This is a genomic window from Sinomonas cyclohexanicum, assembly GCF_020886775.1.
In the GTDB taxonomy this organism is placed as follows: domain Bacteria; phylum Actinomycetota; class Actinomycetes; order Actinomycetales; family Micrococcaceae; genus Sinomonas; species Sinomonas cyclohexanicum.
Genome location: NZ_AP024525.1, coordinates 911,280 through 935,224 on the forward strand (window position 1 = coordinate 911,280; position 23,945 = coordinate 935,224).

The following is a 23,945-nucleotide window of genomic DNA, read 5'->3' on the forward strand; positions in this document are numbered from 1 at the left end:
GCTGGCCGCGCGCACGGGAGCAGGTTAAGGAGGGCGCCATGGGCCGGTTGAGCCAGCGCCGGAAGGTCCACAAGTACGTCTTGGGCAGCGAGCACCCGATCCGGCACAAGGAGGATGTCCTCGCTGTCGAGGAGCCGCTCGAAATCCGGCTTACCGGGCCTGCCGGCACCCTCAAGTACAGCGTCACGATGCGGACCCCGGGCCACGACTTCGACCTCGTGGCCGGGTTCCTCGTCTCCGAGGGTGTGATCTGGGAGCCGGGACAGCTCATCTCGGAACGTTTCTGCGCTGGCGAGGATGAGGACGGGCACCAGACTTTCAACGTGGTCGACGCGCAGCTGCGGCCCGGGGTGGTGCTTCCGGACTTGGGGCGCAACGTCGTGACGTCCAGCGCGTGCGGGATCTGCGGGACGGACTCGATTGACGCGGTTCGGCGGTCCTCGCACTATGGCCCCGCGCACGACGCCGTGCCCCTCCTGCCCGAGCTCATCGCCGGCCTGCCGGACCGCCTCCGCGCCGCCCAGGCGCTGTTCGACAAGACGGGCGGGGTGCACGCGGCGGGGCTGTTCTCGATCCACGACGACGGCACGCGGGCCGAGCTCGAGTGCCTGCGGGAGGACGTGGGCCGGCACAACGCGGTGGACAAGGTCGTGGGCTGGGCACTGCGCGAGGGCCGGCTGCCGCTGTCCGGGACGGTCCTCCAAGTGTCGGGCCGGGCCTCGTTCGAGCTCGTGCAGAAGGCCGCGATGGCGGGGATCCCCGCCCTGGCGGCGGTGAGCGCACCGTCCACGCTGGCAGTGGAACTCGCGGAGGAGGCCGGCGTGACGCTCATCGGCTTCAGCCGCGGCCACGGGTTCAACGTCTACGCGGGCCACGAGCGACTCCTCTCCTAGCGTTTCGGGTACACACCACTTGTTGGAGGTGCCCACGACGCCGGCAGGAACAAGCGGGGTGGCGAGGGTGGTTCCGCCCGCGCGTACGGGGGAGTAGCTTTGATGTCCACAGGTTAGTCAACTGATTGGATTTTCCCGTGCACGATGACCGCCTGATCACCGAGGCCCGGATCGACCGCTTCTTCCGGGAGCGCATCACGCCGGGCATCTACCGTCGCACGGTCCCGCTGGCCGCCGGGCGGTGGGACGCCGCGGGCGAGCCTGTCCGTCTGGAGGATGCCCTTGCCCAGGACTTCGGGCCCACCGCCCCGGGGGAGGAGTGGGGCCCCGCGTGGGGCACCATGTGGCTGCACCTCGCGGGACGCGTCCCTGCAGGCTGGGGCGGCGCCGGAACCGACCTCGAGGTGCTCGTGGACCTCGGGTACACCGACGAGCAGCCGGGCTTCCAGTGCGAGGGCCTTGCGTGGCTGGCGGACGGGCGCATCGTCAAGGCGCTCAACCCGCGCAACCAGTACGTCCCGTTGAGCCAGCTCGGGGGCGGCCCGTCGATCGACTTCTACGTCGAGGCCGCCGCGAACCCCGACCTCGCCCAGGGCTGGATGTTCCAACCAACACCGCTTGGGGACAAGGCCACCTCCGGCGACGCGCCGCTGTACCGCCTCGGCCCGCTCGTGCTCGCGGAGCGGGACACGGCGGTGTGGGAGCTCGCCCAGGACGTGTGGGCCATCCTCGGCCTCATGCACGAGCTTCCCGACAACCGCCCCCGTCGCCACCTGATCCTGCGCGCCCTCGAGCGGATGGTGGACGTCATGGACCCGCACGACGTCGCCGGCACGGCTTCCGCGGGCCGCGAGGCACTCGCCGACGTGCTCGCCTCGCCCGCCGAGCCCAGCGCGCACCGCATCGTCGCGACGGGGCACGCCCACATCGACTCGGCCTGGCTGTGGCCCGTGCGCGAGACGCAGCGCAAGTGCGCCCGCACGTTCGCCAACGTCGTGGCGCTCATGGACCAGGACCCGGACCTGACGTTCGCATGCTCCTCCGCCCAGCAGCTCGAGTGGATCAGGGACGGCTACCCACTCCTCTTCGAGCGGATCAAGGAGAAGGTCGCCGAGGGACGGTTCATGCCCGTGGGCGGCATGTGGGTCGAGTCGGACACCAACATGCCCGGCGGCGAGGCGATGGCGCGGCAGTTCGTCGAGGGCAAGCGGTTCTTCCTCGAGGAGTTCGGAGTCGAGTGCGAGGAGACTTGGCTGCCGGACTCTTTCGGATACTCCGCCGCGCTCCCGCAGATCGTGAGGGCTGCGGGCAGCCGGTGGTTCCTCTCGCAGAAGATCTCGTGGAACCAGACGAACCGGTTCCCGCACCACACGTTCCTGTGGGAGGGGATCGACGGCTCCCGCGTGTTCACCCACTTCCCGCCGGCGGACACCTACAACTCGGACCTGAGCGCCTCCAACCTTGCCCACGCCGAGAGGACCTTCCGAGAGCACGGACGGGCCTCAATGTCCCTCGTGCCGTTCGGCTTCGGCGACGGCGGCGGCGGCCCCACCCGCGAGATGATGGCCGCCGCGCGCCGGTTCCGCGACCTCGAGGGATCCCCCCGGGTCCGGGTCGACACGCCTCGGGCGTTCTTCGCCGAGGCGGAGGCCGAGTACGCGAGCCCGCCCGTGTGGACGGGGGAGATGTACCTCGAGAAGCACCGGGGGACATACACGGCCCAGGCCCGCACGAAGGCCGGGAACCGCCGCAGCGAGCACCTGCTGCGCGAGGCTGAGCTGTGGTGCGCCACCGCCGCGGTGCGCACCGGCGCCGAGTATCCGGCGGGCGAGCTGCGCCGCCTCTGGCACCTCGTGCTCCTGCAGCAGTTCCATGACATCCTCCCGGGCAGCTCCATCGCGTGGGTGCACCGCGACGCCGAGCGGAACTACGCCGCGATCGAGCAGGATGTTGACGCGATCATCGGCCGGGCCGCGCGCGCCCTCGTCGGGCCCGGGGGCCGCGAGATCCTCCTCAATGCGGCGCCCCACGCGAGGGCCGGCGTGCCCGCGCTGGGGGGCGGCGGCGTCGTGCGTCCATCCGGCGAGGCGCGTCTGGAGCGCGCTGTCCACGGCTCGGAGCGCGGCGCGAGCCCGACCACGGAAGGCGCGACGCCGGCTGGCTGGGTCCTCGACAATGGGACCGTCCGCACCGAGGTCGACGGCGACGGGCTGCTCGTTGCGCTCGTCGACGCGGTGACGGGCCGGAATGCGATCGCGCCGGGAGCGCACGGCAACCTCCTCGAGCTCCACCGGGACACGCCCAACGAGTGGGACGCGTGGGACCTGGACGAGTTCTACAGGCACAACGTCGAGGCCCTGACCGCGGCGGTCTCCGTGGAGCCGGGCTCCGGGGCGCACGGCGAGGCCGTCCTGGAGGTGCGGCGCGCCTTCGGGGACTCGACGGTGCGGCAGCGCCTCGTCCTCGCGCCGGGGGCCCCGGGCCTGACGATCGAGACCGAGGTCGACTGGCACGAGCGGCAGAAGCTCCTCAAGCTCGGCTTCCCCCTCGACGTGCGCGCGGACCGAAGCGCCGCCGAGACGCAGTTCGGCCACGTCTTCCGGCCGGTCCCCGTCAACACTTCCTGGGACGCCGCCCGGTTCGAGGTCTGCGCCCACCGCTGGATCCACGTTGCGGAGCCCGGCTACGGCGTCGCGATCGCCAACCGCACGGCGTACGGGCACGACGTCACCAGGACGGTCCGGACCGGTGACGGCGGCGACGGGGGCACGACGACGACTGTGCGGCTCTCGTTGCTGAAGTCTCCGCTCTTCCCTGACCCGACCGCGGACGCGGGCGTGCACGCCTTCACGGTGGTCATCACGCCCAACGCCGAGATCCCCGACGCTGTGCGCGAGGGATACGACGCGAACCTGCCTTACCGAGTCGTCGAGGGCGGCCGAGACGTCGAGCCCCTCGTGGCGATCGACAACCCGGGCGTGGTGGTGGAGGCGGTCAAGCTCGCCGAGGACGGCACCGGGGACGTCGTGGTGCGGCTGTACGAGGCACTCGGGGCCAAGACGGCGGCGGAGCTGCGGGCGGACTTCGACTGCGTCGGCGTCGAGGCAGCGGACCTGCTCGAGCGGCCACTCCCCGCTGAGGCGCACTCACCGCTTGAATCCGCGGAGGGCGGGTGGGCCCGGCTGAGAATGCGCCCGTTCGAGATCGTCACGCTCCGCCTGCGCCGCGACTGAGACCGCGCTGCGGCCAGCTCGGAGGAACCGCTCCCTGAGGATCCGAGCCTTAAATGGCTGAGTGGTGGCGGCCCGAAGGCCGCCGCCACTCATCCCCCCAATGACGAACTACCCCTGTCCCCCTGACAGGCCGTGTTCACACATTCATCATTGTGGCATGAACTAATGAAAATGTGAACTCAATTCATCACTGCGTTGGATTTTTACGCCGCGGCGTGCCGTCTTGCTATGAGCCCGGCGATCCAGATCGTTGCGAGGCCGCTCAGGAGGAAGAGGAGCGTGGTGTAGTTGACTGCCTGCATGAGAGGCACAGCGCTGGGAGGGAGCCAGGTGAACGTGTTGGTGAGGGCGAGGAGGATGTAGCCCACGGCGAGGAGCAGGGCCGCGACCCTCAGCACGGTGCGGGGCCCTTCGCGGACCGTCCGGAACAGGCAGGGGAGCAGGACCACGCCCGTGAACGCGGGGTAGACGCGCCCGAGGGTCGCGTAGACGTTGAACCAGACGTCATTGGCCTCGCCCCCCATGCCGACGCTCGAGGGGCCAGGATCGAGGAGCACGAACGCGGCGACTGTCGCGGCCCCGATGAAACCGAGCGCGGCGAGGCCCCACGGTCCCAGGAGCGCATGCTGCGCCCCCCGCGCACCGAACGCCCGGGCGATCCGGACGGCGAGCAGGAGAGTGATTCCGTAGAGCAGGAAGCGCAACATGAGGTTCGCGACGTTGAAGCCGCCCACGAGCCGGTCGATCACGAGGTACGGGCCCTCGATGCTGAGCAGCACCGCCGCGGCAATGAGCGTGAAGAGCCACAGCATGAGCCGGTTCTGCCCGCGGAGCGCGGCGGGGATTCGGACGAGCGCAAGGGCGAGGGCGACGGCGAAGGTCACCCATGCGAGCCAGGTCATCCGAGGTGGTCCCACACGCGCTGGGCGGCCCGCTCGTCCGAGGTCTGCCGGCGCAGAGACCGTCCGAGTGCCGCGAGTCGCTCGGCAGCCATGAACGCCAGTTCGGCGTCTGGGATCCGGCGCACCGCGTCCTCGCACGCCTCGCGTGGCCAACCAGCCTCGGTCGCGGTGACGAGTCCGGTGACCACGAGCCCATTGCGCAGGCCAACGCCGGCCTCGCGGGCGGTGCTGACCGCGAGTTCTGGGCTCAGGCGGTTCGCGCGAAGCTGGGCCGAGAGGTTCTGGGGCGCGATCCCCGCGGCCTCGCTCACGCGCTGGCGGAGCTCGCCGTCGTCGATCGCGTCCACCCAGTGGCGCACGTCCGGCTCAAGGATCGAGCCCTCGAGGCCGTCGCGGGGCTGCGCGGTCGCCTCCGGGTGGGCATGCGGGACCTCAGGGAGGCCACCGCTGCGGACCAGCAGTTCGGTCAGGAGCCGCGACGTCGGGACCTGGCTGAGGAGCTCCGCGTCCGTCGGGGCAGCCGTGCTGGCGGCCAGATCCTGGTACGGCGCGAAGTGCGCGAGCCCGAGGACGGGGTTCTCGCCGTAGGCGCGGGCGACGGCGACGACGGTCGTCTCGGCCACCTTGCCGCGCACCATCTGCTGGGCGAGCGTGCTCCTCTTGACCCCCGATCGGCGGCAGACATCCGCCGCGGAGATTCCTGGAGCGAGCTGCTGCATCCAATCGCGGAAGACGAGTGCTGAAACCGGCATGGACCCCCCTGCAAGCATCCGCGCGGCCCTGCTCCCCACGCGTCGACGGACGTTCTTTGCTCCGATTTTACGCGAGGCGCCAGCTGGCCTATGCTGGATTCAGCCCGCCGGCTCGCGCACCCCCCAATCGCGAGTCGGCGGGCCTTTCACGTTTCAGGAGAATTCATGAGCATGCAGAGTGCGGCGTGGAGCTCGTTGCACCAGATCTCGCGCGCGAAGGATGGGAAGAACCCGTTCAACCGCGCGACGATCCGCCGGGTCCTGTCCTTCGCAAGGCCCCACCGCGGCAGGCTCGTCGCGTTCGTGGCCTCCTCGATCGTCGCCGCCGTCCTCGCGGTTGCCACCCCGGTGCTCGCCGGGCAGGTGGTGGATGCGATCGTGGCGCGGGAGTCTGTTTCGACGGTGGTGTGGCTTGCCGTGCTCATCGCCCTGGTCGCGATCGCCGACGCCGGGTTCGGCATGCTCACCCGCTGGCTCTCCTCGACGATCGGCGAGGGGGTCATCCTGGACCTGCGCCGCGCCGTCTTCGACCACGTGCAGAAGATGCCGGTCGCGTTCTTCACCCGGACGCGGACTGGCGCGCTCGTGAGCCGGCTCAACAATGACGTGATCGGCGCTCAGGCCGCCTTCGCGGGGACGCTCTCCGGGGTCGTGAGCAACGCTGTGGCCCTCGTCCTCACGGTCGCCGTCATGGCGCAGAAGTCCTGGCTCGTCACCGTCCTCGCCCTCATCCTCCTCCCGGTCTTCCTCATCCCGGCGCGACGCATGGGAGCCCGCGTGGCGGACCTCCGGCGGGAGGCTGCAGCGCACAACTCGGCTATGAGCACGCAGATGACCGAGCGATTCTCGGCGCCCGGGGCCACGCTCATCAAGCTGTTCGGCCGGCCAGACGAGGAGTCCCGCGAGTTCGCGGTGCGGGCCCGGCGGGTCCGGGACATCGGCATCCGCTCGTCGATGCTCTCCTACACCTTCATCACCGCGCTGACGCTCGTCTCGGCCCTCGCGCTCGCGCTCGTCTATGGCGTGGGAGGATGGCTCGCGATCGGCGGGCAGCTCGCGGCGGGCGACGTCGTCGTGCTCGCGCTGCTCCTCACGCGCCTCTACGCTCCGATCACCAACCTCTCCAACGCGCGCGTGGAGATCATGAGCGCGCTCGTGAGCTTCGAGCGGGTATTCGAGGTGCTGGACCTCACCCCGCTCATCCGGGAGAAGGACGACGCCCGCGCGCTGCCCGCGGGGCCCGTCGCAGTCGAGTTCGACGACGTGCGGTTCTCCTACCCGAGCGCGGAGAAGGTCTCGCTCGCCTCGCTCGAGGAAGTCTCGGTCCTCGACGCGCGCGGCGGCGAAGAGGTGCTCCACGGCGTGTCCTTCCGGGTGGAGCCCGGGCAGACCGTGGCCCTCGTGGGGTCGTCGGGGGCGGGCAAGTCGACCATCGCCCAGCTGCTGTCACGGCTGTACGACGTCGACTCTGGCGCCGTTCGGATCGGCGGCACCGACGTGCGGGACACGACCTTCGCCTCGATGCGCGGCACGGTCGGGATGGTCACCCAGGATGGCCACCTCTTCCACGAGAGCATCGCCTCGAACCTGCGCCTGGCCCGGCCCGGCGCGACGGACGAGGATCTGTGGGACGTGCTGCGGCGTGCCCGGCTCGAGGACATGGCGCGCTCGCTTCCGGACGGGCTCGAGACGGTGGTGGGCGAGCGCGGCTACCGGCTCTCCGGCGGCGAGCGGCAGCGCCTGACCATCGCCCGCCTGCTGCTGGCGGCCCCGCGCGTCGTGATCCTCGACGAGGCCACCGCGGCGCTCGATTCGACGAACGAGGCGGCCGTCCAGGCGGCCCTGGGCGAGGCGCTCGAGGGGCGCACCGCCGTCGTGATCGCGCACCGGCTCTCCACGATCCGCACCGCGGATGCAATCCTCGTGGTGGAGGGAGGCGCGATCGTGGAGCGCGGCACGCATGCGGAGCTCCTCGCCGCCGGCGGCCGCTACGCCGAGCTGTACACCACGCAGTTCTCCGAGCTCACCGCCACCGCCGCGGGATACGCCGACGGCGCGGAGCACTGACGATGCCGGACCGCATCGTCGTCTCCGCCGTGTGCGTCTACTCGCTCGACGGGCTCCTCCTCACCGTCAGAAAGCGCGGGACCGACCGCTTCATGCACCCAGGCGGCAAGCCCGAGCCGGGGGAGTCCCCGGCCGAGACCGCGAGCCGAGAGCTTCTCGAGGAGGTCGGCATCCAGGTCGCGGCAGAGGCGCTGATGCCTCTGGGCGTCTGGATCGCACGGGCGGCGAACGAGGCCGCCACCGACATCGAGGCCACGGTGTTCACCGCGCCCGGTGCCCACGACCCGCGCGAGGTCCATCCGGCTGCCGAGATCGCGGAGCTGCGCTGGATTGACCCGGAGGCGGAGCCCGCCGCCGACCTCGCGCCTCTGCTGACTGACCACGTCCTGCCCCTGCTCGCCAGACAGGGACATGACCCCTCAGCAGGGAGATGACCCCTCAGCATTGGGCGGGTCGGGCCCGGCGGAGGACGCTCTCCAGGAGCAGGTCCTTGGCCGGGCCGCGCACGTCCCACGTGTAGCGCAGCTCGTCCGGCCCGACGGCCTCATAGTGCACGCGATAGTCGTCCGGGGAGCACCAGTGGTCTCCGTCCGCGGACGCGCCCGTGAGGTCCACGGTGTGGAACGGGCGGCCGTCCGGGAAGAACACGTCCATCGAGCCCGGCGTGCCACCCGGGCGCCACACGTACTCTCGCGCGGCGGGCCCCTCGTGCGAGCCCCAGCGCATGGTGCCGTCCTCGCGCTGGGCGAGCGCGCCGTCGCCGGCGTCGGGGACCGGCGAGAAGGTGACCGTGCCGGTGAAGGAGCCGCGTGCGCCGGTGGCGCGGTCCAGGAGCGTCCGCTCCACGGACCAGGAGCCCGCGAGGTACGCGCGCAGATCGGGCACCGAATACAGCAAGTGCCCCCGACCGGAATCGAACCGATGGCCTGCCCTTTAGGAGAGGGCCGCTCTATCCTACTGAGCTACGGGGGCCGGCCCGGACGCCCGGGCACGCACTCAAGCATACCGGCTGGCGGGGTGCCCGCTGTCACGCCGGGCGCGTGGATAGGCTGGGCGCGTGGCCACCGATGATGCACCGACCAACCGGGTCCGGCACTACCTCGGCGCATGGTCCGCGGTGAGCGTGGTGCAGTTCTTCGTCGCCGAGGCCGCGACGATCGCCGCGTGGCGCGGACCAGCGCCGTACAGCCGACGCCTCAACTTCATCAGCGACCTCGGCCAGCTCAGCTGCGGGATCCACGGCACGCGTGAAGTCTGCTCGCCGCTCCACGCGCTCATGAACACGTCGTTCGTGCTCCAGGGCCTCGGGATGGTCATCGCGGCCCTGCTCATCACGTCCGCGGTGCTGCGCGTCGCCGCCCATGAACCCGCCGTCCGCGCCGACGCGAGGCTCACCAGGGCGATCCTGGCCCAGTCACGCACGACGGCGCGCGGCAGCTCCCGCACCCGGATCGCCGCCGCGCTCGCCTCGGGGCACGCGGCCGTCGCCGTGCCGTGGGCCGCGACCCTGGCGGTGCGCGTGCTCCTGGCCGTCGCCGGGGCGGGTGTGGCGGTCGTGGGGTTCATCCCGCAGGACACGGACGAGGCGGTCCACTTGGCGGGGGCGGGTGCGTACTTCCTGTGCGGCTCGTCGGCCCTCGTGGTGCTGGGGATCCTGTGGATCAGGCGGACGGCGGCGGCATGGCCGATCCTGCTGTGCGGCGGGGCCTCGTTCGTGGCGACCCTGGTGGGCGGGGCGCTCGCGCTGCGCGTGCCGGAGCCGGGCACGCTCGAGCGGTTCATGGGCTATCCGATCACGGTGGGGATCGCCGTGGCTGGCGGTGTCATCGCGTATCGGCTCGGCGTGCCGGCCAGGGCAGCGCGCGCTGCCCGCCGGGCGGCCGGACGGGCTGCCGGCTGACGCGGCGCGCCCCGCGCGGCGTGCGCCGGAGAGGCGCGCCCCGCGCGGCGTGCGCCCGGAGAGGCGCGTCAGTCGCCCGAGGAGGCGCCCGCCGTCGTCCGCTTGCGCGCCCGCCGAGCGGTCAGGACCGCGGCCCCGGCACCGATCAGGATGAGGAACAGCAGCATCCAGCCCAGCACTACGAGGACCGCGGCGAGCACCGCCGAGGAGGCGTCCGCGCCGGGGGCCACCGCGTTGTCCACCGCCACGTTGCCCCAGAGCCGCACCACGGCGAACACCCCCACGAGGGCGAACGCGCCCCATCGCAGCGCCTTGGCCTTGAGCCACGTCCCGAACACGAGCAGGAACGTGAAGCCCGCGACGAGCGGGAAGATCGTGCCGGCGGTCTTGTGGACGTAGTTGAGCTGGCCGCGGGCGGCGTCGTCGAGGGCGCCCTGCAGCTGGTGCGCGTAGTCCGGCGAGAAGCCGAGGATGAGCGAGTCCGGCATCGCGAGCCCACCCGAGAGCTGGGTCATCTGGGACAGCACGAGCAGGTGGTAGTACCAGAACATGAACACGCTGGCCCCGAGCCCGGCGATGATGATGAGCCGTGCGTTCCCCTGAGCCTGCTCGGGGGTGCGGGCGGTCGTCGGGTTGGCAGGCTTGCCAGGACGGGCGGCGGGGGCGACCGCGGCCCGGTCTCCGTGCTTGCGCGCCCGCTGGGCGGGGGTCTTGGACATGGCTCCATTATCCAGCCCCCAGACGTCGGGCTGCCCGCGGGTAGGCTGGGCACGTGGCTGAGACCAGTGATCCCCTCCGCGCCCTTCCCGACCTCGACCCCTCGCTCTCCGACGCGGATCTCGCGGCGGAGCTCGTGCGCCACGCCGGTGCGCTCGCCCTGAGGATGCGGCGCGACGGGCTCGACGCCGAGCGCAAGACGTCCGTCTCGGACATCGTCACTGCGGCGGACAAGGCCGCCGAGGCGTACGTCGTCGCCCAGCTCCGCCGCTGCAGGCCCGATGACGGCGTGTTCGGTGAGGAGGGCACGGACGTGCCGTCCGTCTCGGGGCGCACGTGGGTGATCGACCCCGTGGACGGGACGTACAACTTCTTCTCCGGGTCCAGCTACTGGTGCTCGGCGATCGCCCTGCGGGGCCGGGCGTCCACCTCCGACGCCGACCCGGATCCTCTCCTCGGCGCGATCTTCCAGCCGCAGGAGGACAAGCTCTGGATCGGCGGCGTCGACACCCCGGCGACGCTCAACGGCGCGCCGCTGCCCGGCCCCGCCGATTCCGCGCTGGGACTGCTCGGGGCCGCGACGTCGATCCAGCCGCGCTGGCTCGAGCAGCCGCTCTCGGCGATGCCGTGGCACGCCGCCGCGGTCCAGGCCGCGTCGATCCGGATCCTCGGCTCGGGCTCGTGCGATCTCGCCCGCGTGGCCGACGGCGAGATCGGGGCCTGGTTCCAGCACTCCTGCCCCCAGTGGGACTGGCTGCCCGGCAAGGCGATCGTGACCGCGGCCGGCGGCACCACGGCGACCGTCGAGGTCAACGGCCTCACCTGGTTCGCGGCCGGAGGCACGACGGCGGTCCGCGAGATCGTCTCGGCCCTCGCGTCCGCGCAGCTCGTCTGAGCGCTCCGCCCGGCGGGCGCGCCCCGCGGGTGTGCCCCGTGGGTGTGCCCCTTGACCCCGGTGCGGGCGCGGTGCTGTTCTGGAGGAATCCTGTTGGAGGACCGTCAAGGAGGGTAACGATGGCAAGCATCGATGGCCAGGACCCGGCCCACGTCCGCTCCGAGGACGAGGACCCATCGCTCGACTACGCGGTGGAGGAAGACCAGACGGTGTGGGACGAGGAGGACGGCCTGATCGACGCCGAGGAGGTCGTGGTCGAGGCGAATCCGGCGGACGTCGTCGAGCAGCACCGGAGCGCCGAGGACTAGGGCTGCTTCATTGCCCCCGCCCGCAAGGGGCGGGAGAATACCTCATAGGACTGGGGCGGACGTCGCCGCAGGGAATGTTCAGACCTCGCGCCTGCCGCTGGCCCGCTGGGAGGGAGGTTCTGCCATGTTCGAGTACTTCTCCGAAGCACACGAGCTGTTCGTGTACCGCCTGGGGATTGCGCGTGGCGCGAGCCGGCGCGCGATTGTGACGCTGGGCGTCCTGGAGCAGGAGTCGCAGCGTCGTGAGGTCGCCGCACTGATGCTTGACCTGAGCGAGGAGTCACGCCTGCACGCGGCCGTCCTCGAGGACTGCTTCGCCGACCTCGAGCGCAACGTCGCCGTACCGCCGGGGCACGCCGCGGATGGGCTCGACAAGGAGGCCCACGCGGTACTCCGCAAGACCGCGGACGGGATCAAGGACCTCGCCGTCCTGCCCCTCGCGCTCGAGGTGGTGTACGAGGCGATCTCGATGTACGAGCCGCTCACCGTCTACGCGCGCGAATGGATCAGCGACCATCTGGCGGATCAGCTCGAGAAGTGCCTCGTCGAGCAGCTGGCCTCGCGGAACCGTGTGCTCGAGCTCATGCGGGAGGTCTTCGCCAGCACGGAGACCGTTCAGGCCAAGGCCGAGTAGGGCCACGTCCAGGGAGGGACACCATGAACCACCACGACCAGGACAAGCCGGAGCCGGGCCGGCACGAGAGCAGGCCCGAGTCGTTCATGCGGGCCATGGGCCACCTCCGCGGCCTCTACGGGCCGGCCAACCGCCGGACCAGCGATGAGCCCGAGCGGCACGGCCACAACCCCGAGGACGTCAAGGAGGAGCAGGAACTCGCCGGGATCGAAGTGGAGACCGACAGCGAGGGGCACCACTACGGCGTCCGCAAACCCAGCAAGGACTGAAGAGACCAGACCAGGACAGAACAGACCAGAACAGGGCTGACCAGGACAGAGCTGACCAGTTAGACCTGGGCCGGGCACGGCCGGTCCGGACCCGAGAAATGTCGGGCCCGGACTAAAATGGATGGATCATGGACATGCTCTTCGATCCTTACGCCCATCTGCCCAAGTCCGTCGCGGCCCGCACGGCCGACGGCTCGGCGGCAGGCGTGGCAGAGGAACCGGACCCGGAGGAGTTCCCGCCGGCTCCTGAGGAGGAGTACGGCGCCCCGGAGGATCTTCCCGAGGGGTGGCTGCCCGCCTCGGATCCGGCTGATGACGCGCGCCGGGAGGCCGAGGCGCAGGCCGCCCGGCTGCTCGAGGGCCTGAACCCCCAACAGCTCGAGGCCGTCACGCACGCGGGAAGCCCCCTGCTGATCGTTGCGGGGGCGGGGTCGGGGAAGACGCGTGTGCTCTCGCACCGCATCGCGTACCTCATCGCGACGCACCGCGCACACCACGGCGAGATCCTGGCGATCACGTTCACCAACAAGGCTGCCGCAGAGATGCGCGAGCGCATCGAGGCGCTCGTGGGGGAGCGCGCCCAGCGCATGTGGATCTCGACCTTCCACTCCTCGTGCGTGCGGATCCTGCGGCGCGAGGCCAAGAACGTGGGCCTCAACTCGAATTTCTCGATCTACGACTCGGCGGATTCGCTGCGCCTCATCACGCTCGTGCACAAGGGCCTCGAACTGGACCCCAAGAAGGTGGCGCCGAAGGCCGTCCAGCACAAGATCTCGTCCCTCAAGAACGAGCTCATCGACGCGGACGACTTCGCCGCGCGGGCCAACATGAACGATGTGTTCGAGGCCGGCGTCGCCGAGGTCTACAAGGGCTACACGCAGCGCCTGCGCCAGGCGAACGCGATGGACTTCGACGACCTCATTGCCGAGACCGTCTACATGTTCCGGGCCTTCCCTGCGGTCGCCGAGATGTACCGCCGCCGGTTCCGGCACGTGCTCGTGGACGAGTACCAGGACACGAACCACGCACAGTACGCCCTCGTGCGGGAGATCGTCGGTCCCGGAGACGGCGCAGGTCCGGAGCCTGCGGAGCTGACGGTGGTGGGCGACTCGGACCAGTCCATCTACGCGTTCCGGGGGGCGGACATCCGCAACATCGTGGAGTTCGAGAAGGACTATCCGAACGCGCGGACCATCAAACTCGAGCAGAACTACCGCTCCACGCAGACGATCCTCTCCGCCGCGAACGCCGTGATCTCGCGGAACCCGAACCGGCCCGAGAAGCGCCTCTGGACCGCGGAGGGCGACGGCGAGAAGATCATCGGCTACGCGGCCGAGAACGAGCACGAGGAAGCGCGCTTCATCGCCAAGGAGATCGACCGGCTCACCGACACTGGCGAGTTCCGCCCCGGCGACGTCGCCGTGTTCTACCGCACCAACGCCCAGTCCCGCAGCCTCGAGGAGATCCTCATGCGCGTGGGCCTGCCGTACAAGGTGGTGGGCGGCACGCGCTTCTACGAGCGCAAGGAGATCAAGGACGCCCTCGCCTACCTGCGCGTGCTCGTGAACCCGGACGACGACGTCAACCTCCGCCGCATCCTCAACGAGCCCAAGAGGGGCATCGGCGAGCGGGCCGAGGGAACCATCGCGGCCCTGGCCGAGCGGGACCGCGTCTCGTTCATGTCGGCGATGCGCCGCGCCGAGGAGGCCCCTGGGATGGCCACGCGGTCGCTCAACTCCGTCAACGCGTTCGTCAAGCTGCTCGACGACCTCACGGAGGTCGCCGAGGGATCGGGCGCGGCCGAGGCCCTCGAGGCGGTGCTCGAGCAGACCGGCTACCTGGCCGGACTGCGCAGCTCGACTGATCCCCAGGACGAGTCGCGCGTCGAGAACCTGGCCGAGCTCGTCGCCGTCGTGCGCGAATACGAGCGGGAGAATCCCGAGGGGAGCCTCGAGGAGTTCCTCGAGCAGGTCTCGCTCGTCGCGGACGCGGACCAGATCCCGGATGCGCCCGACGGCGCGTCCCAGGCGGAGGTGGATGCGGCGGTCGCCGAGGCGAAGCGGCAGGGGGTCGTGACCCTCATGACGCTGCACACGGCCAAGGGCCTCGAGTTCCCTGTCGTCTTCCTCACCGGCATGGAGCACGGTGTGTTCCCGCACCGCCGCTCCGCGACGGACCCCGAGGAGCTCGCCGAGGAGCGCCGCCTCGCGTACGTGGGGCTCACCCGGGCCCGCAAGCGGCTCTATCTCACGCGCTCCGAGGTGCGCAGCCTCTGGGGCCAGAGCGAGTACTACCCGGCCAGCCAGTTCCTCGGCGAGGTCCCCGGCGAGCTCATCGACTGGAAGCGCGAGGGCTCCAAGCGGCCGCCGGCGGTGGGCACTGCTGGCAGTGCAGGGAACAGCCGCTTTGACAGGCGCTCCGATCGCTTCGGCGGATCGTCCTGGGGCGCCGGGACGAGCCGGAACGCGAGCTTCTCCTCGATCTCGCCGGCCTCCGGCCCCACGGCTGCGCAGAAGAAGAACCGCGTCCAGCCGCAGAAGGAGGTCATCTCCGTGTCGGTGGGGGACAAGGTCAACCACACGGCGTTCGGCAACGGCACGGTGATCGGGGTCGAGGGCGCGGGGGACAAGACCGTCGCCAAGGTCAGCTTCGACATCGGTGAGAAGCGCCTCCTCCTGCGCTACGCGCCCCTGACCAAGGTGGGCTGACCCCTCTTCTCAGGCTCTGTCGCGGGCCGTACCGTGGTGACTGGTCTCGGATTCGCAGATGGAGCACATCATGAGAGTCCTCTTCGCCAGCCTCACCCAGGACGGCCACTTCAACCCGCTCACGGGCATCGCGAAGGCCACGCAGGAGGCCGGCCACGGGGTCGCCTTCTACACCGGGAGCCTGTACGGGCAGAAGCTCGCCCGCATGGGCGTCCGGCACTTCCCCTATGTGCGCGCCACCGAGGTGACCGCCGAGAACATCAACGAGATCTTCCCCGAGCGCACCAAGCTCTCCGGCCCCCGGCAGATCTCGTTCGACGGCAGGGCCTTCTTCGCGGACAACGTCGGCCGGTTCTTCGAGGACCTCCGCGAGATCAGGGAGACGTTCCCCTTCACCGTGCTCGTGCACGACACGGGCTTCTTCGCCGCCGAGCTCGCCGTGCGCTTCCTCGGGGTCGCCTCGGTGCCGGTCAACGTGATCGGGGACATCGAATCCGCGCCGGACGTCCCGCCGATGTTCTTCGGCTTCGGGTACCCCCGCAACCGCCTCGACCGGGCGAAGCACGCCGCTGCACGCTACGTCTCCAACACCGTGGTCCTGCGGCCTGCCAAGCTCCGCTACCGCGAGATCCTCGCAGAGTACGGCGTGCCGTTCGACCTGCGGACCGTTATGACCGATGTCCCCTACCGCGTCGCCTCGGCGGTTATCCAGACCGGCACCCCCAGCCTGGACTTCCCGCGCCGGTCAACGAATCCGAAGGTCCGGCACGTCGGCGCGCTGCTTCCGTGGCGCGACCCGGACGGCGACCGCGGCACCGATGTCCCGCTCGGCGGGTACCGGCGTCGTGCGCTCGTCTCGCAGGGCACTATCGACACCGCGGACTTCGGAAAGCTCATCTACCCCGCGGTCGAGGCGCTGCGGGACAGCGGCATGCAGGTCGTCGTCTCCACCGGGCGACAGCCCGCCGGCCCCGTGCGGGACAGGATCGGGGCGGAGAACGTGGTGGTCGAGGAATTCCTGGACTTCGACGCCGTCCTGCCGGCCTCGGACGTGTACGTGACCAACGGGGGCCAGGGAGGCGTGCTCATGGCCATCAGCGCTGGCGTTCCCATGGTCGTTGCGGGCCTCAACGAGGGCAAGGGGGATGTCAATGCCCGGCTCGCCTACCGCGGGCTGGCCGAGGACCTTCGCACCGAAAGGCCGCGCCCCGAGGCGATCCGGGCAGCCGTCGAGCGCGTGCTGGCCGATGAGGCGATGCGCGATCGTCTGGCGGCCGCGCGGGCGGAGCTCTCAGCCCTCGACCCGCTCGCGGAGAGCGTGGCGGTCATCGAGTCCGTCGGCGCGCGCCAGGCTTAGCACGGCCCGCGGCCAGCGCGCGGATTCTACACTCTGTAGAGCTGTGCGGTTGGTCACGAAAGCCGCCCCGGTTCAAACCGCAACGCCGCGAGGGGCTAGAGTTTCCCCTTGGAGCATCAGGCCCGCCGTCGGGGAGCTCCCCGCGGCGCCTCGTGCTTGCTCCGAGTAAGCACTACTTCGACGTAGAGGACCTGAACCGTGGACCTGTTTGAGTATCAGGCGCGCGATCTGTTCGAGGCGCACGGTGTTCCCGTGCTTGCCGGGATCGTTGCGTACACCCCCGAGGAAGCCAAGGCCGCGGCCGAGAAGATCGGCGGGGTCACCGTCGTCAAGGCTCAGGTGAAGGTCGGTGGCCGCGGCAAGGCCGGCGGCGTGAAGGTCGCCAGGACCGCCGACGAGGCGTTCGAGCACGCCACCAACATCCTCGGCATGGACATCAAGGGCCACACGGTCAAGAAGGTCATGATCGCCGCGGGCGCGGACATCGCCGAGGAGTTCTACTTCTCGGTCCTGCTGGACCGCGCGAACCGCAACTACCTGGCCATGTGCTCGGTCGAGGGCGGCATGGAGATCGAGCAGCTCGCCGTCGAGCGCCCGGACGCACTGGCGAAGGTGCCGGTCGACCCGGCCGTGGGCATCGACGCCGCCAAGGCCGCCGAGATCGTGGAGAAGGCCGGCTTCGCCCCCGAGCTGCGCGAGCAGGTCGCCGCCGTCATCGTCAAGCTGTGGGACGTCTTCAAGGGCGAGGATGCCACGCTGGTCGAGGTCAACCCGCTGGTCCGCACCGGCGCCGGTGACATCATCGCGCTGGACGGCAAGGTCTCCCTCGACGAGAACGCCGGCTTCCGCCACGCCGAGCACGAGGCCCTCGCGGACAAGGACTCCGAGGACCCGCTCGAGGCCAAGGCCAAGGCCCTGGACCTGAACTACGTCAAGCTCGACGGCGAGGTCGGCATCATCGGCAACGGCGCGGGCCTCGTGATGTCCACCCTCGACGTCGTGGCGTACGCCGGCGAGAAGCACGGCAACGTCAAGCCGGCCAACTTCCTGGACATCGGCGGCGGCGCGTCTGCCGAGGTCATGGCGAACGGCCTCGGGATCATCCTCGGCGATGACCAGGTCAAGAGCGTGTTCGTGAACGTCTTCGGCGGCATCACGGCGTGCGACGCGGTCGCGAACGGCATCGTCGGCGCGCTGGACAAGCTCGGCGACAAGGCTGACAAGCCGCTCGTGGTGCGCCTGGACGGGAACAACGTCGAGGAGGGCCGCCGCATCCTGCACGAGGCCAACCACCCGTTGGTGACCCTCGCCGAGAACATGGACCAGGGCGCCGACAAGGCCGCCGAGCTGGCGAACTCCTCGAACGCAGTGAAGTAAGGACGAGAGAAAAATGTCGATCTTCCTCAACAAGGACAACAAGGTCATCGTCCAGGGCATCACCGGCGGCGAGGGCTCCAAGCACACCGCGCGCATGCTCGCGGCAGGGACCAACATCGTTGGCGGCGTGAACGCGCGCAAGGCCGGCACCACCGTTTCGCACACCGACCAGCACGGCAACGCCATCGAGCTGCCCGTGTTCGGCTCCGTCAAGGAGGCCATGGCCGAGACCGGCGCGGACACGTCCATCGTGTTCGTCCCGCCGGCCTTCACAAAGGACGCCGTGGTTGAGGCCATCGAGGCTGAGATCGGCCTCGTCGTGGTCATCACCGAGGGCGTGCCGGTGCAGGACTCCGCCGAGTTCTGGGCCCTCGCCCAGTCCCGCAAGGACGCGAACGGCAACCAGACCACGCGCATCATCGGCCCGAACTGCCCCGGCATCATCACTCCGGGCGAGGCCCTCGTGGGCATCACCCCGGCGAACATCACGGGCAAGGGCGGCGTGGGCCTCGTGTCCAAGTCGGGCACCCTGACCTACCAGATGATGTACGAGCTGCGTGACCTCGGCTTCTCCACCGCCATCGGCATCGGCGGCGACCCGGTCATCGGCACCACCCACATCGACGCCCTCGCCGCGTTCGAGGCGGACCCGGACACGAAGGCGATCGTCATGATCGGCGAGATCGGCGGGGATGCCGAGGAGCGTGCGGCCGAGTTCATCAAGAACAACGTCACCAAGCCGGTCGTCGGCTACGTGGCCGGCTTCACCGCCCCGGAGGGCAAGACCATGGGCCACGCCGGCGCCATCGTCTCCGGCTCCTCGGGCACCGCCCAGGCGAAGAAGGAGGCCCTCGAGGCCGCCGGAGTCAAGGTCGGCAAGACGCCGTCCGAGACCGCCCACCTCCTCCGCTCGGTCTACCCGGTGCACCTGGCGGACTCGAACCTCTGATTCGGCACTGACGTACGACGGCGGCCGGTCGCCTTCCCCGTGGGAGGCGACCGGCCGCCGTCGTACGTCAGTGTGTCAGCTTCTGAGTGTCACATCCTGACGGTCGGCCGCACTCCTCCCCAACTTTGGCTGCACCCTTCCCCACCGCCTACGTGCCCTTGGCCGCCGCCTGCGGCGTGGTTCGGCCGGTGTCCGATCCCCGGTGCGGCCAATCTTGGGGAGCAGTGCAGGGAAGGCTGGGGAGGAGTGCAGGCCCCGGCCTTGTCCGCACCCACCGGAGGTGACCTACAGGAGGTGACCCCCAGAAGCTGACTCACAGAAGGTGACTCCCAGACGGCGGCTAGGGGGTTGAGACGGGGGTGCGTGACCTCGCACCGATCATCTCCGCCACGAGCTTCGCGTCCTTTCCCACCCCGCCCACGAGGTGCGAGGCGAAGGTGCGCTGGAACACGAGGCCTACGAAGTACAGGCCCGGAACGCCCTCGGCGGCGCCGTCGTGCTCGAGGGGGAAGCCGTCGTCGCCCACCGTCGCGGCGGGCACGAAGGAGTAGTCTGCCCGATAGCCTGTGCACCACAGGACGTTCGCGACGTCGAGCACGGTGCCGTCGTCGAGCTGCGGCTTCCCGTCGACGGCGCCCACGGCCCGCGCCTGCGTGCGGTGGATGCCCGCGGCGTCCAAGTCCGCGCGCTTGGTGCGCACGAGCGGGGCGCTCCCGCCGCGGATCTTCGGCCGGGCCTTCCGCCCGATGGGGTTCTTGAGGCTCAGGACGTAGTTCGAGACGAACCAGAAGATCGGGCCCCGGACACGCTCGCTGCCAGGGATCTCCCCCGGATGGCGGCCGGAGAGCCACGTCTCGTGCCCGGACCGGACCGCCTCGAGGGCGAGGTCCGCCCCCGAGGTCCCCGCACCGACCACGAGCACGGGCCCGGGGAGGAACTGGTCCGGGTTCCGGTAGCGGCTCGAGTGCATCTGGCGGATACCCGGGTCGAGCTGCCCGGCGACCTCGGGCACGGTCGGCATGGCGTCGGATCCGATGGCGATCACCACGTTGTCCGCCCTGTACTCGCCCGCGCTCGTCTCGACGCGGAACCCGCCGCCGTCGAGAGCGTCCACCGCGGTGACCCGCGCCCCGGTGAGGATCCGCTCGGCGAACGGCGCGGCGTAGGCCTCGAGGTAGTCGGCGAGTTCGCGGGCGCTCGGGAAGGTGAACCTGGGGCCGGGGAACGGCTCGCCGGGCAGCCCATTCGCAATGCCCGGCGTGAAGAGGCGGAGGGAGTCGTAGCGCTCGCGCCACTGAGTGCCGATCCGCTCGCTGGCCTCGATGACGAGGAACTCGCGGCCCGTCTCGGCGAGCCAGTGTGCCGTGGCGAGGCCGGCCTGGCCGCCGCCGACGATGATCGTCTCGATGATTCGGGGGCGGCGATCGCGTCCGGTGGGGAGGGATGTCTGGGGCTGGGTGCTGGTCATGCCTCGACGGTACGGCTGGGGCGCGCGGCGGCGCGTCGGGCGGATGGTGCATCCCGCGTGCTGGGGCATGGGCATTTCTGTGCAGCCGGCCGCCGCCCGGGGCTACTCCTTGGGGCCGTGGCGCCCGCGACGCCCGAGGGAGATGAGCCCTCAGCCCTCAACGTGAGGGGAGGTCAGACGAGGCGGTGGTCGTAGGCGTAGGCCGTCGCCGCGGCGCGCGAGGCGATGCCGAGCTTTGCGTAGATGTTCGCGAGGTGCCGGGCCACGGTCTTCTCGCTCAGCACGAGCCGGTTCGCGATCGCCCGGTTCGTGAGGCCCTCAGCGACGAGCCGCATCACTTCTACCTCCCGCTCGGTGAGGGGACCGGCGGGCGACGGCGCGTGGGCGGCGGCCGTCGTCGTCCCATCAGGGCTGGTGGGCAGGGCCGCAAGGTCCGGCGCCGCGCCGAGCCGCTCGAAGGCGGTCCGCGCGGCGTCGACCTCGAGCACCGCCGCCTCGTCGTCGCCGAGTGCCGCGTAGCACCGGCCGAGCACCGCCCGGGCGCGGGCCTCGAGGTACGGCATGCCGAGGTCGTGCCATGCGAGGGACGCGTCGCGGAGGGCAGCGACCGCACGCGAGGCCTCGCCCGCTGCGCACAACGCCGTGCCCTCCGCTGCGAGCGCCCGGGCACGGGGAACCGGTGCACGCCCGGGCCGCTCCCGCTCGGCCCGGTCCGCGATCCGCGCGAGCTCCTCGGCGGCTTCGAGCGCGGCGTCGGCGTCCCCGGCGGCGGCCATCACCTCGACGAAGGCGGGCAGGAACTCCTCCCGTTCCGAGCGGCGGGTCAGCTCGGTGTCGAGCCTGCGAGCCGTTACGGCCGCCGCATCGGTGCGGCCCTGCGCGAGCCGGAGCAGCATGAGCCCGGGCTCGGGCCGGCGGCCGGCTGAGTTCGCGAGTCGATACGCGTCCTCCGCCTCGGCGAAGCGTCCCGCGAGCCGGTGGACCTCGCCGAGCTGGTAGCTGGCCAGTCCCGCGTCCGCGGGGAGCAGCCGCCGGGCCGCGCGGAGGGCCTCCTCGAGGGCGCCCGGCCAGTCGCCGTCGAGCGTCTTCACCTGCGAGCGGTGCACGAGGCACTGGCCACGGAACGGCACCAGCTCCGGGCTCCGGTCGCACCACGCGGTCGCGACCGCGGTCCACTCGCGGGCCCTCGCCACGTCATCGGCCCAGAGGGACGCGGAGATCACCGAGCAGTAGGCCACGCCGTTCACGATCGGCGTCCGCACCTCGTCGGAGGCCACGGTGGCCATCGCTTCGTCGAGCTCGCCGAGGCCCTCCGTGGTGCGCCCGAGCCGGAGCAGGGCCCACCCCGCGCTCAGCCGCGAGAAGACCTCCGTGTCCGTGTCCCGGGCGGGCCGGGCGATCGCGAGCGCCTCCCGCGAGAGCTCGAGGGCGCGCCGGGTGTCGGCGGCATCCGGCGAGGCGAGGCTCCGGTGGCCCAGCCCGGAGAGGAGGAGCGCCCGTTCGGCCGTGAGGCCGGCCTCATCGATGATCCCCGCGAGGCGGCGTCCCCAGGCCTCGGCTTGGGCACGGTCCCCGCGCGTGTCGTGCGTGAACGAGAGCCAGAAGGCGGCGCGGGCGGCAGCGGCGTCGTCGTGCGTCCCGAGGAACTCCCGGAAGGCGCGGCCGAGAAGGTCGATGCTGCGCTCCTCGCGCCCCAGGAGGTACGCGCTGAAGGCCGTGAGCATGAGATCGCTGCCGGCGAGGGGCGCGGCCGAGTCTGCACGCTCGAACGCCTCGAGCGCGCTGGTCCAGGAACCGGCCTCGTAGAGGCGGCGCCCGTCGTCGAGCATGGGTGCGGGGGTGAGAGCCGCCACGAGAAGAGGATAGACCGGAGTAGGTTTGACCTGATACTGCCGCCACGTCAGGAGCCTGCCCATGCGCGCCACCATGATCCACGGAACCCGCGACATCCGCGTCGAAGACCGGCCCGACCCCGAGCTCCGCCTTCCCGGCGATGCCCTGGTCCGCGTGACGGCTGCGTGCGTGTGCGGCTCGGACCTCTGGCCCTACCGCGGCGTCCGGGAGATCACCGACGCCAAGCCCATCGGGCATGAGTTCGTCGGTGTGGTGGAGGCGGTGGGAGATGACGTCACCGCCGTGAAGGTGGGCGACTTCGTTGTCGCACCGTGGGCCATCTCGTGCGGGGAATGCCCCTCGTGCCGCAATGGGGTGCAGGTCGCGTGCGAGCACCGCGCCGCCTGGGGGGCCACCGACGAGCATGGCGTCCCCGTGGACGGCGGTCAGGGCGAGCGCGTCCGCGTGCCGATGGCCAACGGAACGCTCGTGGCCGTCCCCGGGGTCACCGAGCCGGACGAGGCGCTGACCAAGAGCCTTCTGACGCTCTCCGACGTCATGGGCACCGGGCACCACGCTGCGCTCGCCGCCCACGTGGGCCCGGGGCGGAGCGTCGTGGTGGTGGGCGACGGCGCCGTGGGCCTCTGCGGGGTCCTCGCGGCGAAGCGGCTGGGCGCCGAGAGGATCATCGCGATGTCCCGCCACGAGGACCGGGCCGCGATCGCGCGCGAGTTCGGCGCGACCGACGTCATCGCGGAGCGGGGCAAGGAGTCCGCGGAGAAGGTGCGGGAGATCCTCGGGGGCGTCCTGGCGGACTCCGTGCTCGAGTGCGTTGGGACGCACGAGTCCATGGATCAGGCGCTGCGCTGCACGCGCCCGGGCGGGAGCCTCGGGTTCGTAGGCGTCCCGGCCGGCGGGTCCGAGCTGCCGATTGGCACGCTGTTCTCGAAGAACATCTCCGTGGGCGGCGGGGCGGCCTCGACGCGCGCCTACCTGCCGGAGCTCCTCGACGACGTTCTCTCCGGCGCCATCAACCCCGGCCTCGTGTTCGACTCGGTCATGCCGCTCGAGGAGGCCCCCGAGGCGTACCGGGCCATGGACGAGCGCCGCGCGACCAAGGTCATGCTCGTCCCGGCGGGCGCGCAGCGATGACCGCCGCCGCGCCCGTCACCCCGCCGAAGAGCCGCGACGCCGGGTTCGAGGCCGCTTTCGCGGCCGCCCGCGAGGGCCTCTCGCAGGGTGGGATCCCGATCGGTGCCGCGCTGGTCCGCGGTGGCGAGCTGCTTGCCGCCGGGCACAACAAGCGCGTCCAGGGTGGGGACCCGATCGCGCACGGGGAGATGTCCGCTCTCCGGGCGGCGGGGCGCCAGAGCAGCTACCGGGACACGGTCATGTACACGACGCTCGCCCCGTGTGCGATGTGCACCGGGACGATCATCCAGTTCAAGATCCCGCGGGTCGTGGTGGGGGAGGCCCGCACCTACCCCGGCGAGCTCGAGCTGCTGCGCTCGCGGGGCGTCGAAGTCGAGGTGCTCGACGACGAGAGGTGCGTCGAGATGATGTCCGCGTTCATCCGTGAGAACCCCGAGTTGTGGGCCGAGGACATCGCCGAGTGACCCCTCGTCGCAGGGAAGTGACCCGTCAGCGGGGAAGTGACCCCTCAGCGGGGAAGTGACCCGTCAG

General features: G+C 71.0%; 21 protein-coding genes and 1 tRNA gene. 15 read left to right on the plus strand and 7 right to left on the minus strand.

Annotation, left to right across the window (positions count from 1 at the left end; translation table 11 throughout):
* Positions 1 to 38 precede the first annotated feature (38 nt).
* Together fdhD and SCMU_RS04370 are read left to right on the plus strand one after the other, a co-directional pair.
* Complete coding sequence (gene fdhD, locus SCMU_RS04365) at positions 39 to 893, plus strand: formate dehydrogenase accessory sulfurtransferase FdhD (RefSeq protein WP_229231812.1); 855 nt, start codon at positions 39 to 41, stop codon at positions 891 to 893.
* A 137-nt stretch (positions 894 to 1,030) separates the two neighbouring features.
* Entirely contained in the window at positions 1,031 to 4,126 is a 3,096-nt protein-coding gene (locus tag SCMU_RS04370) for an alpha-mannosidase (protein ID WP_229231814.1), read from the plus strand.
* 203 nt (positions 4,127 to 4,329) lie between these two features.
* Here SCMU_RS04370 and SCMU_RS04375 read toward each other — a convergent pair whose 3' ends face one another.
* On the minus strand, positions 4,330 to 5,028 hold the full coding sequence (locus tag SCMU_RS04375; RefSeq protein ID WP_229231816.1) for a hypothetical protein: 699 nt from the start codon (positions 5,026 to 5,028) through the stop codon (positions 4,330 to 4,332).
* The gene (locus SCMU_RS04380) at positions 5,025 to 5,780 is read right to left on the minus strand and encodes a hypothetical protein (RefSeq protein WP_229231818.1); all 756 of its coding nucleotides are present in this window, start codon (positions 5,778 to 5,780) and stop codon (positions 5,025 to 5,027) included. Before SCMU_RS04380 ends, SCMU_RS04375 begins: the two co-directional genes overlap by 4 nt.
* A gap of 165 nt (positions 5,781 to 5,945) precedes the next feature.
* Here SCMU_RS04380 and SCMU_RS04385 point away from each other — a divergent pair, with 165 nt between their 5' ends.
* Together SCMU_RS04385 and SCMU_RS04390 are read left to right on the plus strand one after the other, a co-directional pair.
* A complete protein-coding gene (locus SCMU_RS04385) occupies positions 5,946 to 7,847 on the plus strand; it encodes an ABC transporter ATP-binding protein (protein ID WP_229231820.1) in 1,902 nt (633 codons plus the stop codon).
* A 2-nt stretch (positions 7,848 to 7,849) separates the two neighbouring features.
* Positions 7,850 to 8,281, plus strand: coding sequence for an NUDIX hydrolase (locus SCMU_RS04390; RefSeq protein ID WP_229231822.1), 432 nt, complete (start codon positions 7,850 to 7,852; stop codon positions 8,279 to 8,281).
* Between the two features lie 4 nt (positions 8,282 to 8,285).
* On the opposite strand, the gene SCMU_RS04395 is transcribed toward SCMU_RS04390, so the two are convergent.
* Positions 8,286 to 8,732, minus strand: a complete 447-nt coding sequence (locus SCMU_RS04395; protein WP_229231824.1) for a DUF6314 family protein — start codon at positions 8,730 to 8,732, stop codon at positions 8,286 to 8,288.
* A 13-nt stretch (positions 8,733 to 8,745) separates the two neighbouring features.
* A tRNA-Arg gene (locus SCMU_RS04400) sits at positions 8,746 to 8,819 on the minus strand.
* An 85-nt stretch (positions 8,820 to 8,904) separates the two neighbouring features.
* Here SCMU_RS04400 and SCMU_RS04405 point away from each other — a divergent pair.
* Positions 8,905 to 9,747 carry a hypothetical protein gene (locus SCMU_RS04405; RefSeq protein WP_229231825.1) on the plus strand — a complete coding sequence of 281 codons (843 nt, stop codon included), beginning with the start codon at positions 8,905 to 8,907 and terminating at the stop codon, positions 9,745 to 9,747.
* A 68-nt stretch (positions 9,748 to 9,815) separates the two neighbouring features.
* Here SCMU_RS04405 and SCMU_RS04410 read toward each other — a convergent pair whose 3' ends face one another.
* Positions 9,816 to 10,466 (minus strand): hypothetical protein, encoded by a 651-nt coding sequence (locus SCMU_RS04410; RefSeq protein ID WP_229231826.1) that lies wholly within the window; start codon positions 10,464 to 10,466, stop codon positions 9,816 to 9,818.
* A 53-nt stretch (positions 10,467 to 10,519) separates the two neighbouring features.
* Here SCMU_RS04410 and SCMU_RS04415 point away from each other — a divergent pair, with 53 nt between their 5' ends.
* From SCMU_RS04415 to sucD, 8 genes are all read left to right on the plus strand, one after another.
* Positions 10,520 to 11,359, plus strand: coding sequence for an inositol monophosphatase family protein (locus SCMU_RS04415; protein WP_229231827.1), 840 nt, complete (start codon positions 10,520 to 10,522; stop codon positions 11,357 to 11,359).
* A 119-nt stretch (positions 11,360 to 11,478) separates the two neighbouring features.
* Positions 11,479 to 11,667, plus strand: coding sequence for a hypothetical protein (locus SCMU_RS04420; protein WP_229231828.1), 189 nt, complete (start codon positions 11,479 to 11,481; stop codon positions 11,665 to 11,667).
* A 124-nt stretch (positions 11,668 to 11,791) separates the two neighbouring features.
* Positions 11,792 to 12,301: a DUF892 family protein gene (locus tag SCMU_RS04425; RefSeq protein ID WP_229231829.1), complete on the plus strand. Its 510-nt coding sequence runs from the start codon at positions 11,792 to 11,794 to the stop codon at positions 12,299 to 12,301.
* A 23-nt stretch (positions 12,302 to 12,324) separates the two neighbouring features.
* Positions 12,325 to 12,570 carry a hypothetical protein gene (locus SCMU_RS04430; protein ID WP_229231830.1) on the plus strand — a complete coding sequence of 82 codons (246 nt, stop codon included), beginning with the start codon at positions 12,325 to 12,327 and terminating at the stop codon, positions 12,568 to 12,570.
* A 134-nt stretch (positions 12,571 to 12,704) separates the two neighbouring features.
* Positions 12,705 to 15,278, plus strand: a complete 2,574-nt coding sequence (gene pcrA, locus SCMU_RS04435) for a DNA helicase PcrA (protein ID WP_229231831.1) — start codon at positions 12,705 to 12,707, stop codon at positions 15,276 to 15,278.
* A gap of 70 nt (positions 15,279 to 15,348) precedes the next feature.
* The gene (locus SCMU_RS04440) at positions 15,349 to 16,635 is read left to right on the plus strand and encodes a glycosyltransferase (RefSeq protein WP_229231832.1); all 1,287 of its coding nucleotides are present in this window, start codon (positions 15,349 to 15,351) and stop codon (positions 16,633 to 16,635) included.
* 198 nt (positions 16,636 to 16,833) lie between these two features.
* Complete coding sequence (gene sucC / locus SCMU_RS04445; protein WP_229231833.1) at positions 16,834 to 18,012, plus strand: ADP-forming succinate--CoA ligase subunit beta; 1,179 nt, start codon at positions 16,834 to 16,836, stop codon at positions 18,010 to 18,012.
* A 13-nt stretch (positions 18,013 to 18,025) separates the two neighbouring features.
* On the plus strand, positions 18,026 to 18,961 hold the full coding sequence (gene sucD / locus SCMU_RS04450) for a succinate--CoA ligase subunit alpha (RefSeq protein WP_229231834.1): 936 nt from the start codon (positions 18,026 to 18,028) through the stop codon (positions 18,959 to 18,961).
* Positions 18,962 to 19,301: 340 nt separating this feature from the next.
* Here the strand turns inward: sucD and SCMU_RS04455 are convergent, their stop codons facing one another.
* Both SCMU_RS04455 and SCMU_RS04460 read right to left on the minus strand, forming a co-directional pair.
* Positions 19,302 to 20,429: a flavin-containing monooxygenase gene (locus SCMU_RS04455; RefSeq protein ID WP_229231835.1), complete on the minus strand. Its 1,128-nt coding sequence runs from the start codon at positions 20,427 to 20,429 to the stop codon at positions 19,302 to 19,304.
* A gap of 173 nt (positions 20,430 to 20,602) precedes the next feature.
* Complete coding sequence (locus tag SCMU_RS04460) at positions 20,603 to 22,282, minus strand: response regulator transcription factor (protein ID WP_229231836.1); 1,680 nt, start codon at positions 22,280 to 22,282, stop codon at positions 20,603 to 20,605.
* Between the two features lie 61 nt (positions 22,283 to 22,343).
* Between SCMU_RS04460 and SCMU_RS04465 the strand changes: the two genes are divergently transcribed.
* Positions 22,344 to 23,414, plus strand: a complete 1,071-nt coding sequence (locus tag SCMU_RS04465; protein WP_229231837.1) for a zinc-dependent alcohol dehydrogenase family protein — start codon at positions 22,344 to 22,346, stop codon at positions 23,412 to 23,414.
* Positions 23,411 to 23,878 carry a nucleoside deaminase gene (locus SCMU_RS04470; RefSeq protein WP_229231838.1) on the plus strand — a complete coding sequence of 156 codons (468 nt, stop codon included), beginning with the start codon at positions 23,411 to 23,413 and terminating at the stop codon, positions 23,876 to 23,878. The genes SCMU_RS04465 and SCMU_RS04470 overlap by 4 nt, the downstream gene beginning before the upstream one ends.
* The last annotated feature ends 67 nt before the right edge of the window (positions 23,879 to 23,945 follow it).